This is a genomic window from Streptomyces sp. NPDC015345, assembly GCF_043078805.1.
Classification (GTDB): Bacteria; Actinomycetota; Actinomycetes; order Streptomycetales; family Streptomycetaceae; genus Streptomyces.
Window position 1 is genome coordinate 566,615 of record NZ_JBIBTX010000001.1, and the last position, 14,632, is coordinate 581,246.

Below are 14,632 nucleotides of genomic sequence, written 5' to 3' on the forward strand. Positions count from 1 at the left end.
CACGACGGCTGGCTAGACTCGCTCGCATGTCTGGCCAGTCACTGCTCGTCCCAGGGGAGCTCTCCCCCGTCCGCTCCGTACCCGGCAACATCAGGCGCCCGGAGTACGTGGGAAAACCCGCCCCCACCCCGTACACGGGGCCCGAGGTGCAGACCCCCGAGACCATCGAACTGATGCGTACCGCGGGCCGCATCGCCGCCCGCGCCATGGAAGAGGCCGCGAAGCACATCGCGCCCGGTGTGACCACCGATGAGCTGGACCGTGTCGCGCACGAGTACATGTGCGACCACGGCGCCTACCCCTCCACGCTCGGCTACCGCGGCTTCCCGAAGTCGCTGTGCAGCTCGGTCAACGAAGTCATCTGCCACGGAATCCCGGACTCCACCGTCCTCAAGGACGGCGACATCATCAACCTCGACGTCACGGCGTACATCGGCGGCGTGCACGGCGACAACAACGCCACCTACCTCGTCGGCGACGTCGACGAGGAGTCGAAGCTGCTCGTCGAGCGGACCCGCGAGTCCCTCAACCGCGCCATCAAGGCCGTCAGGCCCGGCCGCCAGATCAACATCATCGGCCGCGTCATCGAGTCGTACGCCAAGCGGTTCGGCTACGGCGTCGTGCGTGACTTCACCGGTCACGGCATCAACACGTCCTTCCACTCCGGACTGATCGTCCCCCACTACGACAGCCCGCACGCGACGACCACCATCCAGCCCGGCATGACGTTCACGATCGAGCCGATGCTGACCCTCGGCACGCACGAGTACGACATGTGGGACGACGGCTGGACCGTCGTCACCAAGGACAGGAAGCGGACCGCGCAGTTCGAGCACACGCTGGTGGTGACGGACACCGGGGCGGAGATCCTCACGCTTCCCTGAGCCGCGTGAGCCGCTTGAGGCTCGTGAGGCGCAGCGGTGGTTGCCCCATCCGGAAACGGGTAGCGTTTTTACCGACAGGACGTCGGGAACCAGTTGACTTAGGTAAGCCTAACTTGCCATGATCTCCCCACGGTCGCTGGTTCCCGCCACCCGTCATCCGGCTCCTGGAGGCCCCTCATGGATACGCCGCTCACGCCGTCCACACCCTTCTCGACGGTGATCCGCACCGCGTCGCACGAGCAGCACACCGAGGCCGAGACCTCCACCTTCATGAGCGACCTGCTCGGCGGCCGGCTCGGCGTCGACGCCTACGCCCGCTACACGGAACAGCTGTGGTTCGTCTACCGCGCCCTGGAGGACGGCGCGGAGGCGCTGAGCGAGGACCCCATCGCGGGGCCGTTCATCCGGCCCGAGCTGCTGCGCGTGAGCGAGCTGGAGCGTGACCTCGCGCATCTGCGGGGCGCGGACTGGCGCGGCGGCCTCACCCCCCTGCCCGCCACGGCCGCGTACGCGGCGCGGGTCGAGGAGTGCGCGCGCACCTGGCCCGGCGGCTATGTCGCCCACCACTACACCCGCTACCTCGGCGACCTCTCCGGCGGCCAGATCATCCGCGGCAAGGCCGAGCAGACCTGGGGCTTCGCACGCAAGGGCGACGGCGTGCGCTTCTACGTGTTCGAGGGGATCTCCAACCCGGCCGCGTTCAAGCGGGGCTACCGCGAACTGCTCGACGGGATCGACGCGGTCGTCACGGACGAGCTGGAGAAGAAGCGGATCGTGGACGAGTGCAAGCGCGCCTTCGCCTTGAACACCGCCGTCTTCCGCGAGCTGGGCGAGGAGTTCCCGCTCAGCGCGTGAGCTGAACTACGCGGAGGCACCGGCCTGTGCCGCGCCCGTCGCCTCGTCCTCGTCGATGCCGTCGTCCCGGCCGGGAAAGGCCCTCGCGCGCACCCGCCCGGCCGCCTCGTCCTCCCACGCCCAGGCGTAGCTCCTCTCCCACTGCCCGAAAGGCGTGGGAGGTGCCCCCACCCCCCGCGGCGGTACGTCCAGCGCGTCGACCTCCGCTGCCGTCCCGTACCGCCGCAGGGTCCTCGGCGGCGCCCACGCCGCGCGCCGCGATCCAGCTGAACTCCCCGTCCTGCCGCGCCGACACCACCCCGGCCCGCGTCACTGGTTCGGGCACGTCGAGCAGCCAAGCCGTGCCGTTCAGTCACCCGGGCATTCAAACCGGGACTTGAGGCGTCACGCCAGTTCCGTGCCCCGCTTGCGCCTGGCGACGTACACCGCGCCCGCGCCCGCCACCACGGCCGCCCCCGCCGTGCCGAGCAGCGCGGCCGAGGGGATGTCGGCGCCGGTCGACGCCAGCGAACCCGCGTCGCCGGGTGAACCGCCGACCGTGTCGCCGCCCACAGATCCGGAGCCGGTTGTTCCGGTACTGTCGGTCGTCCCGCCGCCGCTCTGGCCGCCGTCCGGGGCGAGTTCGGCGCCCTCGGAGAGGGACAGCGCGACCGTCACCGGGTCGATCCGCTGGCCCGCCTTGTACATGGAGCCGACGGCGCCGTTGGCGAACTGCTCCGCGCCGGCCGCCGTGAACGCCGCCGGCACCTTGGTCAGCCGGACGACGTCGCCCTTCGCCCGGTACGAGGCCTTGGTGAGGTCGAGCGTCGCGAACTTGACGTCGTTGTTGGTGCCCTTGGGCGTGGTGACGTCGGCGACCAGGGTGCCCTTGGAACCCTTCGCCCGCACCTTGAGGTCGCTGAACTTCATGTCGATGCCGTGCGCCTTGTACGTGAAGCGGACGCTGCCGCCGAAGGACGCGTCGACCTTCTTCGCGCCGGAGTCCACGGTCGCCTTGGCGTGGGGGAACTCGTAGCCGCCGGAGATCTTCTCGGCGCCGCCCGCGACGGTCACCTCGCCACCGGAGGAGATGTAGGTGCGGAAGGTCTTCTTCAGTCCCCAGGAGAGGCTGCCGTCGACGACCTGGCCCGTGGTGCGTTCGGGGGTGGGGGTGCCGGTGGGGGCCGTAGTGCGCGTGGGGGTTGGGATGGGATCAGGCTTGTCCGTCGGCTTATCGGTGGGCTTGTCCGTGGGCTTATCGGTCGGCTTGTCGGTCGGCTTGTCCGTCGGTGTGCCGCCCGCCTTCACCGTGAGGGTGGCCGGGTCGAGCTTGTCCCCCGCCTGGTACATGCCGTTGAACGCCTTGGCGCCGTCCGCCGTGAGCGTCGTCGGGATGTCCTTGAAGGTCATCGCGCCGCCCTCGCCCTGACCGGGCCGGACCGCACTCAGATCGAGAGCGGCGAGATCGATGTCGTTCTGCGTGGCGCCGTTCAGGGTGACGTCGGCCTGGATGGCACCGGTCTTCCCCTCTGTACGCACCTTCACGTCGGCGATCTTGATGTCGAAGCGGTGGGCGGTGGAGGCGAACCGCACGGCACCCTTGAACGCGGTGGCGGTGGCGTGCGTCCCGGTGTCGTACGTACCCGTGCCGCCGGTGAAGGTGAACACCCCGTTGTCCGCCGCCTGCTTGGCGCCGTCCGTCGCCTCGACCGTGCCGTGGGCCATGCCGGTGACGTACTTGCGGAACGACTCCTTCAGCCCCCAGTCCAGCGTGCCGTCCTTGAGCTCCAGCTTCGGCGGGCCCGCCTTGCCGCCGTCGTCGGCGGCGAGCGCCGGGAGCGCGAGGGCTGACGCGCCGAGCGTGACGGCCGTGGCGACGGCTGCCGCGAGGGTGAGGGGGCGACGGTTCGTGGACATGGTCAGGCTCCTCCTTGAGAGAGGTGGAAGTGGGGAGAGGTGGATGTTGGGAGAGGTGGAAGTGAGGCGTGAGGGTCAGGAGTCCGAGGCGTTCGCGCCGCCCCGCGCGCGCTTCTTGCGTACGACTCCGAACGCGACCGCCGCCGCGAGCAGCACCGCCACGCCCGCGCCGACCCCGATCGGTACGGCGTTCGACGAGGAACCGGCGGAGTCGGAGGCGTCCGCCGCGTTCTCGGCCTCGGGGGCGGCGGCCTTCTTCGGCCGCGGGGCCGGGGCGGGGCTCGCGGAGGAGCCGAGGTCCGGGAGCGCGGGCAGCGTGGCGTCCGCGTCGAGGGCGACGGCGAGGGAGAGCGGGTCCATGTCGGCGCCGGCCTTGTACATGCCGCCGAAGGCCTTGGCCCCGTCGGTGGTGAGCTTCGAGGGCACCTCGGTGAGCGAGACCAAGCCGTCCTCGGGCCGCAGCTCCTTCTCGGAGGCGGCGAAGGTGACGAGCGGGGCCTTCTTCATGACGCCCTCATCACCACCGGCGCCATCCTCACCGTCGTCGACGTCCGCATACAACGTCCCCTTGCCGTCCTTCACTTCGACGGCGATCCCGCTCAGCGTGAGGTCCAGGCCGTGCTCGCCGGTGAAGCGGACGGCGCCCGCGAATTCCGCGGCGAGGTACCGCTTCTTCGCGTCGTACGTGCCCTCGCCCTTGGGGAAGCGGAAGAGCGCTCCCCCGTCCTCGGCCCCGCCGGAGAGCTTCCACTCGCCCTGGGCGATGGATCCGGTGACGTACTCCCGGAACGTGCGGCGCACACCCCAGTCGACGGCGGCGTCCTCGATGCGGCCCGCCGCCCGCTCGCCGTCCTTCGCCTTGCCGGACTTGCCCTCGGCGTCCTTCGCCTTGCCGGACTTCGCCTTCGGGGCCTTCCCCGTCCCGGACTTCGCGACGAGGTCCGTCGACAGGCTCACCGGGTCGAGCGCCGTGCCCGCCGTGTAGTAACCGGCGAAGGCCTTGGCGCCCTGCGAAGTGAGGGTGGCGGGAAGGTTGTTGAGGGCGATGGGGCCGGTGCCGCCCTTCATGTTGATGCCGCGGACGTCGAGCGCGGCCAGTGGCACCTGCGCGGTCGAGGTGACCTTGCCGGTGCCCTTCTCCTTGCTGACCATGTCGGCGTAGAGCGTCCCGGAGCCTTTGGAGACCTTCACCGTGGGGCGGCTGATCGTCAGGTCCAGCTCGTACGAGCCGCCCTTCTTGTGGCCGGTGAAACGCACCCCGCCCGAGAAGCCCGCGCTGAACGCCCCGCTGCCCGGGTCGTACGAGCCCTTCGCCGAGTGGAAGCGGAACTGGCTGCCACCGACGGTCACGGCCCCGCCCTGGAGCGTCGAGGCGCCCTGGGCGATGGGCCCGGTGACGTAGCTCTGGAAGGAGGTCTTGACGCCCCAGTCGAGCCGTCCGCCTTGCACCGTGCGGTCTTCCGCGTGCGCGGCGGCCGCCGGGAGCAGCGCCGCCAGCAGGGCGGTGAGCACGGCCACGGCCGCGGCGCGGACGCGGGAACGGGCGCGTGCCTGTCTCGACTGTGTCGACTGTCTCGACGACAGCATGGGGGGCTCCTCCACGGCGGGGTGACGGACTAGTTAATTAGGTAAGGCTAACCTAAACTACGATCGCTTCAGCTGGAACCCCGCCCCGGTTCCCTCGAACCTCAACCGCACGACAGGACGGTGGACTTCGGTGCGTATGCCGCGCTCACTCCGTATCGCCGGCGCGTGGGCCGCCGCGCTCGCCCTCGGCCTCACGGCGTGCGCCGCGCCGGACGGCGACGCCTCCGCGCAGCCACGCAAGGCGGCGTCGCGGGCCGCCGCGCCCGACCGGGTCGAGCCCGTGAAGAGCGGTGCGAAGCCCGAGCTGCCCGTGACCGTCACCTCCGCCGACGGGCGCCGGGTGACGGTGCGGGACGCCGACCGCATCGTGCCGCTCACCGGCAGCCTCAACGAGATCGTCTTCACCCTCGGACTCGGCGAGAACGTCGTGGCCCGCGACATCACCGCCACCTTCGAACAGGCCGAGAAGCTGCCGGTGGTGACGCGCGCCCACGACGTGTCGGCGGAGAGCGTGCTCTCGCTCAAGCCGACGGTCGTCCTCGCCGACACCACCACGGGGCCCGCCGAGGCCATCGACCAGATCCGGGACGCCGGCGTCCCCCTCGTCGTGTTCGACCCCGCGAAGAGCCTCGACGACGTGAGCCCGCGGATCGAGGCGGTGGCCAAGACCCTGGGCGTCGAGAAGTCCGGTGCCGAACTGACGCGGCGTACGGAGCGACGGATCGACGCGGCCCGGAAGGGCATCCCCGCCGGGGGCCGCGCGAAGAAGCCGCGGGTCGCCTTCCTCTATCTGCGCGGTTCAGCCTCCGTCTACCTGCTCGGCGGCCGTGATTCCGGTGCGAGTTCGCTCCTGGAGGCGGCGGGCGCGGTCGACGCGGGCAAGGAGTCGGGGCTGAAGAAGGACTTCACCGCGATCACCAGCGAGGCGCTCGCCGAGGCCGCGCCCGACGCGATCCTCGTGATGACGAAAGGCCTGGCTTCGGTGAACGGCGTCGACGGCCTGCTGAAGGTCCCCGGCGTCGCCGAGACCCCGGCCGGCCTGGACCGCCGCGTCGTCTCGATCGACGACGGCGTGCTCCTCAACTACGGGCCGCGCACCGATCAGGTGCTGAAGTCCCTGGTCGAGCAGCTCCACGGGGACACCAAGTGACCGTGCTGACCAAAGCGGCCACCCCGGCCACCCCCGCCGCAGCGGCCCCGCGCCGCCGCCGGGCGGCCCTCCCGCTGGTCGTGGGGCTGCTCACCGCCCTCACCCTGCTCTGCCTGCTCTCCGCGGGGATCGGCGCGTACGACATCCCTCTCGGCGACGTCGTCTCCTCCGTCCAGCACCGCATGGGGGTCGGCGGCGCCCCGCTGGACCGGGTCGGCGAGAGCGTGCTGTGGAACGTGCGCCTGCCCCGCGTCGTACTCGCCCTGCTCGTCGGTGCCTCGCTCGGCTGCGCCGGAGCTCTGATGCAGGGCGTGTTCGGCAATCCGCTCGCCGAGCCCGGCGTCATCGGCATCTCGTCGGGCGCGGCGGTCGGCGCGGTCGCCTCCATCGCGCTGGGGCTGAACTTCTTCGGCAACTGGACGGTGACCGTCTGCGCGTTCGTCGCCGGGCTCGCGACGGTTCTCCTCGTGTACGTGATGTCGCGCGAGGGCGGCCGGACGGAAGTCGTCACGCTGATCCTCACCGGCATCGCCGTGAACGCGTTCGCGGGCGCGCTCATCGGCCTGTGCGTCTTCTTCGCGGACAACGCGCAGCTGAGCCAGATCACGTTCTGGCAGCTGGGTTCGCTCGCGGGGGCGACCTGGCCGAAGGTGCTGGCCGTGCTGCCGTGCGCGCTGCTCGGTCTGGCCGTCGCGCCCTTCTTCTCCCGCAGGCTCGACCTGCTCGCGCTCGGCGAGCGGCCCGCCCGGCACCTGGGTGTGGACGTCGAGCGGCTGCGGCTCGTGCTGGTCCTGGTGGTGGCGCTGCTGACGGCGGCCGCCGTGGCCGTCGCCGGGATCATCACCTTCGTGGGCCTCCTCGTCCCGCACCTGCTGCGGATGGCGGCGGGCCCCGGGCACCGCTTCCTCGTGCCCGGCAGCGCGCTCGGCGGTGCGGTGGTGCTTGTCGCGGCCGACCTGGCCGCGCGTACGGTGGCCGCGCCCGCCGAGCTGCCGCTGGGTGTGCTCACCGCTCTCTTCGGCAGCCCGTTCTTCTTCTGGCTGCTGCGCAGGACCCGTCGCAGGCAGGGTGGTTGGGCGTGATCGGACAGCTGGGCAGGAAGCTCCTCGCGGGGCGGGGGCGTGCGCTGCCGGGGTCGAGCGCCGCCGGTGACGTGCTCGCCGAGGCCGAGGGCCTGCGAGTGCGGCTCGGCGGCCGTGAGGTCCTCGCGGGGGTGTCCGTGGCCGCCCGCGCGGGCGAGGTGCTGGCCCTGGTCGGGCCGAACGGCGCGGGGAAGTCGACGCTGCTGGCCGCGCTCGCCGCCGACCTGCCGGCCGGGGCCGGGGCCGTACGTGTCTGCGGGCGCCCGGCGGCCGACTGGACGGCGGCCGAACTCGCCCTGCGGCGAGCCGTGTTGCCGCAGTCCGCCGCGCTCTCGTTCCCCTTCGCGGTCGAGGACGTCGTCCGGATGGGGCGGGCGCCGTGGGCCGGGACGCGCCTGGCGGACGACGACGACCGAATCGTGCGCGAGGCGATGGCGGCCACCGAGGTCGGTGACTTCGCCGTACGTCCGTTCTCCGCGCTCAGCGGCGGCGAGCGGGCCCGCGTCGCGCTCGCCCGCGTCCTCGCCCAGCGCGCCCCGCTGCTGCTGCTCGACGAGCCGACCGCCGCGCTCGATCTGCGCCACCAGGAGCTGGTCCTCGGGATCTGCCGGGAGCGGGCCGCCGCCGGTGACGCGGTCGTGGTGGTCCTGCACGACCTCGGCCTCGCGGCGGCGTACGCGGACCGGGTCGCGGTGCTGCGGGGCGGGGCGCTCGCGGCGGAGGGCGCCCCCGGTGACGTATTCGAGGAGAGGCTGCTCTCGGAGGTGTACCGGCAGCCGGTCGAGGTCTTCCCGCACCCGCGCACCGGCGCCCCCGTCGTCACTCCCCGCCGCAGCCCTTGACCGGCGCTTTGCCCGGTCATGGGCGCCCCATCAGCCGCCCGTGATCGGCCCGTGAGCCGTGGCGCGACGTGAGAGCCGAATCACGGAACGGGCGGGTATCGCCGAGGTAAGGGTCGGTTAAGTTAGGTCCGCCTCGCTGGCTTGTGGTGGGGCCCGGCACTCGTCCGTGAATCCCTCTTGGAGCCCTCTATGCGACCCGTGCGCCCCGCCCGCCTGTCCGTCGTCACCGCCGTCGCGACCGTCGCGGCCCTGACCGCCGTCACGGGCTGCACGGAGAAGAGCGACGCCAAGGGCGGCGGCGCGAACAGCGTGCGCGTGACGGCCACCGACGACACGTGCGAGGTCTCCAAGAAGAAGCTCTCCGCCGGTCACGTGGAGCTGGCCATCGAGAACAAGGGATCCAAGGTCACCGAGGTCTACCTCCTCTTCCCCGACGACCGCATCGTCAGCGAGCGCGAGAACATCGGTCCGGGCACGAAGCAGAAGCTCACCGCCGAGGTGAAGGCCGGTGCGTACGAGATAGCCTGCAAGCCCGGGATGAAGGGCGACGGCATCCGCCAGAAGGTCACCGTCACGGGTGGCGGCACGACCGCGAAGCGCGACCCCCGGCTGGACGAGGCCGTCGCCGCCTACCGCTCGTACGCGCAGGAGCAGGCCGACGCGACGCTGCCGAAGGCGAAGGCCTTCACCGACGCGGTGCGCGCGGGCGACCTGCCGGCCGCGAAGAAGGCGTACGCCGCCTCCCGCGTCGGCTGGGAGCGCACCGAGCCGGTGGCGGAGTCCTTCGGTGACATCGACCCGAAGGTCGACGTCCGCGAGGACGGTCTGGAGGACGGCCAGGACGCGGAGAAGGACTGGACGGGCTGGCACCGTCTGGAGCGGGCCCTGTGGCAGGACAAGAAGATCGGCAAGCGCGAGAAGGAGCTGGCCACCCTTCTCGACAAGGATCTGAAGGACTGGCAGAACCGCGTCGGCAAGGCCGTCATCACCCCGACCTCCATGGCCAACGGCGCCAAGGAGCTCCTGGACGAGGTCGCCACCGGCAAGGTCACCGGTGAGGAGGAGCGCTACTCGCACACCGACCTGGTCGACTTCAAGGCCAACGTCGAGGGCGCCGAGAAGTCCTACGCGCTGCTGAAGCCGGTGGCCGCCGAGAACGACCCGAAGCTCACGAAGGAGCTCGACAAGCAGTTCGCGGCCCTGGACAAGCTCCTGGAGAAGTACCGCGAAGGCGGTGCGGACTCCTACGAGTTCACCTCGTACGACAAGGTCGGCAAGGCGGACCGCAAGGAACTGTCCGACGGTGTGAACGCCCTCGCGGAGCCGCTGTCGAAGCTGGCCGCGGCCGTCGCGAAGTCCAAGTAGCGGCAAGGGGGAACGATGGCTGACGACGACATCCGGCCGCCGTCGCGGCGTGCGCTGCTCGGCTGGGGCGGTGCCGGGCTCGCGCTCGGCGCGGCGGCGGCCGGCGGCGCGGCCGCGATGGCGCGCGGTGGCGATGATGACGTGGCGCCCGCCGGGGGTGCCGTCCCCTTCCACGGCGCGCACCAGGCCGGGATCGCGACCGCCGTGCAGGACCGGCTGCACTTCGCGGCGTTCGACGTGAAGACGGACGACCGCGAGGAGTTCGTGGGGCTCCTCAAGGAGTGGACGAAGGCCGCGGCGCGGATGACGGCGGGGCGCACGGTCGGCGCGGGCGCCCACGGCGGGCTCGCCGAGGCGCCGCCGGACGACACCGGAGAGGCGCTCGGTCTCCCGCCGTCCCGGCTGACGCTGACGATCGGCTTCGGCCCCTCCCTGTTCGAGCGGTTCGACCTGTCCGGCAGGCGACCGAAGGCCCTGGTCGACCTGCCCAAGTTCCCCGGCGACAACCTCGACAAGGCCCGCAGCGGCGGTGACCTGTGCGTGCAGGCCTGCGCGGACGACCCGCAGGTCGCCGTGCACGCCGTCCGCAACCTCGCCCGCATCGGCTTCGGGAAGGTCGCGGTGCGCTGGTCGCAGCTCGGCTTCGGCAAGACGTCGTCGACGACACCGGACGCGCAGACCCCTCGTAACCTGTTCGGTTTCAAGGACGGCACGCGCAACGTCTCGGGGCAGGACCGCGCGGCGCTCGCCAAGCACGTGTGGGTCGGCGAGAAGGACGGGCCGGACTGGATGGCGGGCGGCTCGTATCTCGTGGCGCGGCGCATCCGGATGAACATCGAGACGTGGGACCGGACTTCGCTCGGTGAGCAGGAGGACGTGTTCGGGCGCGACAAGGGCGAGGGCGCGCCGGTCGGCAGGGCCAAGGAGCACGACGAGCCGTTCCTGAAGGCGATGAAGCCCGACGCGCACGTCCGGCTCGCGCACCCCGACGCCAACGGCGGGGCGACGATCCTGCGGCGCGGCTACTCCTTCACGGACGGCACCGACGGCCTCGGCCGCCTGGACGCGGGGCTGTTCTTCCTCGCCTACCAGCGGGACGTACGCACCGGATTCATTCCGGTGCAGCGCAACCTGGCGCGCTCCGACGCGCTCAACGAATACATCCAGCACGTGGGTTCCGCGGTCTTCGCGGTCCCGCCGGGCGTCCGCGACGAGGACGACTGGTGGGGCAGGGGCCTGTTCACCGGGAAGGCATGAACGGATGTTCAGCTTCGGCAACTATCTGATAGGTCTGCGTGAGGGGCTCGAGGCCAGTCTGGTCGTCTGCATCCTCATCGCGTATCTGGTGAAGACGGAGCGGCGGGACGCGCTGGTGCCGGTCTGGGCCGGTATCGGCGTCGCGGTGGCGCTGGCGCTCGGCTTCGGCTGCGCGCTCACCTTCGGTTCGCAGGAGCTGACGTTCAAGGCACAGGAGGCGCTCGGCGGTTCGCTGTCGATCATCGCCGTGGGCCTGGTGACGTGGATGGTCTTCTGGATGCGGCGCACCGCACGGCACTTGAGGGCGGAGCTGCACGGCAAGCTGGACGCGGCGCTCCGGATGGGCACGGCCGCGCTGGTGGCGACGGCCTTCCTCGCGGTGGGCCGGGAGGGCCTGGAGACGGCCCTGTTCGTCTGGGCGTCGGTGCGGGCCTCCGGCGACGGTTCGCACGGGCCGCTGATCGGCGTGGTCCTCGGGCTGCTGACGGCGGTGGCGATGGGCTGGCTGTTCTACAGGGGCGCGGTCCGCATCGACCTCGCGAGGTTCTTCACCTGGACCGGCGCGATGCTGGTCGTCGTGGCGGCGGGTGTCCTCGCGTACGGCGTGCACGACCTCCAGGAGGCGGAGTTCGTCGGCGGTCTGCGGGACAAGGCGTTCGACGTCAGCGCGACGATCCCGCCGGACAGTTGGTACGGCACGCTCCTGAAGGGCGTGTTCAACTTCCAGCCGGATCCGACGGTTCTCCAGGTCGTGGTCTGGCTGCTGTATCTGGTGCCGACGCTGGTGTTCTTCTTCGCCCCGGCGCGGGCGGCGGCCGAGCCCCCCACCGGGGCCGAGGCGGCTGTGCGGCCCCGGTAGGGTTCGGGCCCGGAAAGGGCGTAGGTGAAGGGACCCCATGAGTAAGGTGCGCAGGCTCCGCGGTCACTGCCGTCCGGTCGCGGCGGCGGCAGCGGTGACCTCCTTGGCGATGACGTCGACCGGTTGTGTGACGGTGCACGGCGAGCGCGAGGTCGTCCCGGCGGCGACGAAGGCCGAGGCGGCCAAGGCGCTGAAGGACTTCCTCGCCGCGTACAACAAGGCGGACAAGGAGCTGGATCCGACGCTCGACGCGGCCCGGATCACGGGTCCGCTGGGCGCCATCAACCAGGCGGGCCTGAAGTCGCGGGGCGTGCAGCACCCGGGCGGCAACAAGCAGCATGTGCCGCTGGAACTGACGGACGTGACGTACTCGATCCCGAAGAAGGCCGGCTGGCCCCGCTGGTTCATGGCGGACACCAAGGCCAACCGCCGCTCGGACCTGCGCTGGCTGTGGGTCTTCACCAAGGCGGGCCCGGACGAGGTGTGGCGGGCCACGTACCTGAACCTGGTGTCGCCGAAGAAGATGCCCGAGCTGAGGAAGGACAAGGACGGCTGGGCGGAGCCGGTGGACGTGGCCGCGAAGAACCTCGCGATATCCCCCGCGGCTCTCGGCGAGAAGTACACGTCGTATCTGAAGTCGGGCGGCGAGGACTTCGCGCCGGGCGACCACACGAGCGGCTGGAAGGCGATCCGCGACAAGAACACCAAGCGGGCCGGTCTTGCGGTGCAGTACATCGACGAGCCGCAGAACGCCGGTTCGTTCGCGCCGCTGGGGCTGCGCACCGAGGACGGCGGCGCGCTGGTGTTCTTCTCCACGCGCCACTACGAGAAGCAGACCGCTTTCAAGGGCCTGAGCCCGAGGGTCGACGCGGACGCCAAGGCGCTGCTCAAGGGCGAGGTGCGGCAGTCCCTGCTGCTGACCCGCGCCGCCAACCAGGTGGTCGTGGACCCGGCGCGGTCCGGCGGCGACAAGGTGGCGTTCCTCGGCCGCATCCAGGGGCTCACGGGGGCGAAGGGCGAGTAGAACCCGGACGGCGCCGTCCGTCAGCCCCGCAGCGGCCAGGCGGCGATGTCCTGCTGGGGCTCTCCCGCGACCCGCGCGCATTCGTCGGTGAGCGTCTCCAGGAGCGTCAGCGGGTCCGGCAGCGGATGCTCGGGCCCGCGCACCCAGCGCACGTCCAGGTCACCGGGGAGCTTGGCGGGCGGCACCAGGACGTACGAGCCGCGGCAGTGCCAGCGCAGGCCCGGGTGCTCGTCCATCGTCTCGGGGTGGCAGTCCAGCTCGCAGGGCCACCACTCGTCCTCGTCCTCGGGGGTGCCTCGGGTGGCGGTGTAGAAGAGCATCCGGTCATCGCCCGACTCGGCGACGGGGCCGACGTCGATACCGGCCGCGAGGAGGCGCCGCAGGGCCTCGCGCCCGGCGTTCAGCGGCACGTCCAGGACGTCGTGGACCATGCCGGTCGCGGTGATGAAGTTGGCCTGCGGCTGATGGCGGGCCCAGCGCTCGATCTGGCCGCGGTCGGTCGTGGACTGCGTCTGCCAGGCGAAGGAGACGGGGTGGCGGGCGGGCGTGGGGCAGCCGATGCGGTCGCAGGAACATCGGTAGCCCGAGGGGTACGCGGCCGGGGCGAGCGGCAGCCCGGCCGCGGCGGCGGCGAGCAGCAGGTCCTCGCGGGCCCTGTCATCCCCGGCCGTGTCCTTGGGGCGACGCCGGAGCCACTGGGAAATCTTGCCCTGCCCGCCGGACCGGCTGCCGAACTCCGCGCCCATCTAGCCCCTCACCTCGCCGTTGTGCCGAAAGCATGACCCATGGTCCCACCATCCTGCGCCTCCGGGGGCCGGAGCCCACATCCGGGGTGCTCGGGGCGATGCCGACGGCGGACCACATTGGACGCCATTGTGTGGCAAGTACTGATTTGCCCACCTACGGTGTCGCCATGGTCATTAGGACTGCGCTGACAGGCCTCACGGCGCTGGCCGTCGCGGCACCGAGCGGCTTCCTCGCCCCGATCGAGTGGGGCCGCTCCCCCCTGACCGTGGACGCGCTGCCCCGCGTCGTCTACACCGCGCACCGCGGCGGCGCCCTGGAGGTGCCGGAGAACAGCATGGCGGGGCTGCTGGCCGCGTACGAACGCGGCACCGCGCAGGTCATCGACTTCGATACGCGGATGCTGCGCGACGGCACGCTGGTGGTCATGCACGACGAGACCCTGGACCGCACCACGTACGCGGCGGGCCCGGTGCGGCTGATGGACCGGGCCGGCTGGCACGGCGTCCTGCTGCGGCCCGCCGCCTCGCTGCCCGGCCGGTGGCGTCCGGAGCGGGCACCGACGGTCGAGGAGGTCCTGGACCGGTTCGGCGGTCGGATCATGCTGATGCTGGAGGCCAAGGATCCGCGGAGCCTCCGGGAGCTGGCCGGGCTGATCCGCGCCCGCGGCCTGACCCGCTCGGTCTTCGTGAACTCCAACAGCCCCGCGGTCGCGCGCCGGGCCCACCGCCTGGGCCTGCTGACCCAGCTGTGGCGCTCCAAGGCGCAGATGCGCACCGACCGGCCCGAGCGCTGGCGGCCGTATGTGGACGTCCTGGACGTGGACCACAAGGCGCGCGACCGCGATCTGCTGCGCGCGGTGAACTCGGGCATCCCACGCGTGTGGGCGCACACGGTGACCACGGCGCGCCAGCGTGACCGGGTGCTGCGGCTGGGCTGCAACGGCGTCATCACGGACGCTCCCGGGCTCCTCGCCCGCACCCCGGTCAAACGGCTCACGCGTACGCCCGCCCCGTGGCTCACCCGTACGCCCGGCAAACGGCTCGCGCGTACGCCGGCCAAGCGGTACAGGCGCTGAAGCGCGCGT

The 14,632-nt window shown here is 71.6% G+C and carries 13 protein-coding genes and 1 pseudogene; 10 read left to right on the forward strand and 4 right to left on the reverse strand.

Going from position 1 to position 14,632, the window contains the following annotated elements; all coding sequences use genetic code 11:
- Positions 1-26: 26 nt before the first annotated feature.
- Entirely contained in the window at positions 27-884 is an 858-nt protein-coding gene (gene map / locus ACF062_RS02635; protein ID WP_392134730.1) for a type I methionyl aminopeptidase, read from the forward strand.
- A gap of 177 nt (positions 885-1,061) precedes the next feature.
- A complete protein-coding gene (locus ACF062_RS02640; RefSeq protein WP_392134733.1) occupies positions 1,062-1,739 on the forward strand; it encodes a heme oxygenase (biliverdin-producing) in 678 nt (225 codons plus the stop codon).
- A 27-nt stretch (positions 1,740-1,766) separates the two neighbouring features.
- Here the strand turns inward: ACF062_RS02640 and ACF062_RS02645 are convergent.
- The 3 genes and pseudogenes from ACF062_RS02645 to ACF062_RS02655 form a co-directional block, all read right to left on the reverse strand.
- Positions 1,767-2,085: pseudogene (locus ACF062_RS02645) on the reverse strand (PhzF family phenazine biosynthesis protein); the annotation flags it as partial.
- A gap of 38 nt (positions 2,086-2,123) precedes the next feature.
- Complete coding sequence (locus ACF062_RS02650; protein ID WP_392134736.1) at positions 2,124-3,635, reverse strand: HtaA domain-containing protein; 1,512 nt, start codon at positions 3,633-3,635, stop codon at positions 2,124-2,126.
- Between the two features lie 75 nt (positions 3,636-3,710).
- Positions 3,711-5,222, reverse strand: coding sequence for an HtaA domain-containing protein (locus ACF062_RS02655; protein WP_392134739.1), 1,512 nt, complete (start codon positions 5,220-5,222; stop codon positions 3,711-3,713).
- A 136-nt stretch (positions 5,223-5,358) separates the two neighbouring features.
- Here ACF062_RS02655 and ACF062_RS02660 point away from each other — a divergent pair, with 136 nt between their 5' ends.
- The 7 genes from ACF062_RS02660 to ACF062_RS02690 all read left to right on the forward strand — a co-directional run bounded on the left by ACF062_RS02660 (position 5,359) and on the right by ACF062_RS02690 (position 12,801).
- Complete coding sequence (locus ACF062_RS02660) at positions 5,359-6,372, forward strand: hemin ABC transporter substrate-binding protein (protein ID WP_392134742.1); 1,014 nt, start codon at positions 5,359-5,361, stop codon at positions 6,370-6,372.
- Between the two features lie 2 nt (positions 6,373-6,374).
- Entirely contained in the window at positions 6,375-7,454 is a 1,080-nt protein-coding gene (locus ACF062_RS02665; RefSeq protein WP_392134745.1) for a FecCD family ABC transporter permease, read from the forward strand.
- Positions 7,454-8,296: a heme ABC transporter ATP-binding protein gene (locus ACF062_RS02670; RefSeq protein WP_392136453.1), complete on the forward strand. Its 843-nt coding sequence runs from the start codon at positions 7,454-7,456 to the stop codon at positions 8,294-8,296. The genes ACF062_RS02665 and ACF062_RS02670 overlap by 1 nt, the downstream gene beginning before the upstream one ends.
- 198 nt (positions 8,297-8,494) lie before the next feature.
- Complete coding sequence (gene efeO, locus ACF062_RS02675; protein WP_392136456.1) at positions 8,495-9,661, forward strand: iron uptake system protein EfeO; 1,167 nt, start codon at positions 8,495-8,497, stop codon at positions 9,659-9,661.
- A gap of 15 nt (positions 9,662-9,676) precedes the next feature.
- Positions 9,677-10,918: an iron uptake transporter deferrochelatase/peroxidase subunit gene (gene efeB, locus ACF062_RS02680; protein ID WP_392134748.1), complete on the forward strand. Its 1,242-nt coding sequence runs from the start codon at positions 9,677-9,679 to the stop codon at positions 10,916-10,918.
- 4 nt (positions 10,919-10,922) lie between these two features.
- Positions 10,923-11,777, forward strand: coding sequence for an iron uptake transporter permease EfeU (gene efeU / locus ACF062_RS02685; RefSeq protein ID WP_392134751.1), 855 nt, complete (start codon positions 10,923-10,925; stop codon positions 11,775-11,777).
- A 37-nt stretch (positions 11,778-11,814) separates the two neighbouring features.
- Positions 11,815-12,801, forward strand: a complete 987-nt coding sequence (locus ACF062_RS02690) for a hypothetical protein (RefSeq protein ID WP_392134754.1) — start codon at positions 11,815-11,817, stop codon at positions 12,799-12,801.
- Positions 12,802-12,821: 20 nt separating this feature from the next.
- Here ACF062_RS02690 and ACF062_RS02695 read toward each other — a convergent pair whose 3' ends face one another.
- Entirely contained in the window at positions 12,822-13,547 is a 726-nt protein-coding gene (locus ACF062_RS02695) for a bifunctional DNA primase/polymerase (protein WP_223774301.1), read from the reverse strand.
- A gap of 167 nt (positions 13,548-13,714) precedes the next feature.
- Here ACF062_RS02695 and ACF062_RS02700 point away from each other — a divergent pair, with 167 nt between their 5' ends.
- Complete coding sequence (locus tag ACF062_RS02700; RefSeq protein WP_392134757.1) at positions 13,715-14,623, forward strand: glycerophosphodiester phosphodiesterase; 909 nt, start codon at positions 13,715-13,717, stop codon at positions 14,621-14,623.
- Positions 14,624-14,632 lie beyond the last annotated feature (9 nt).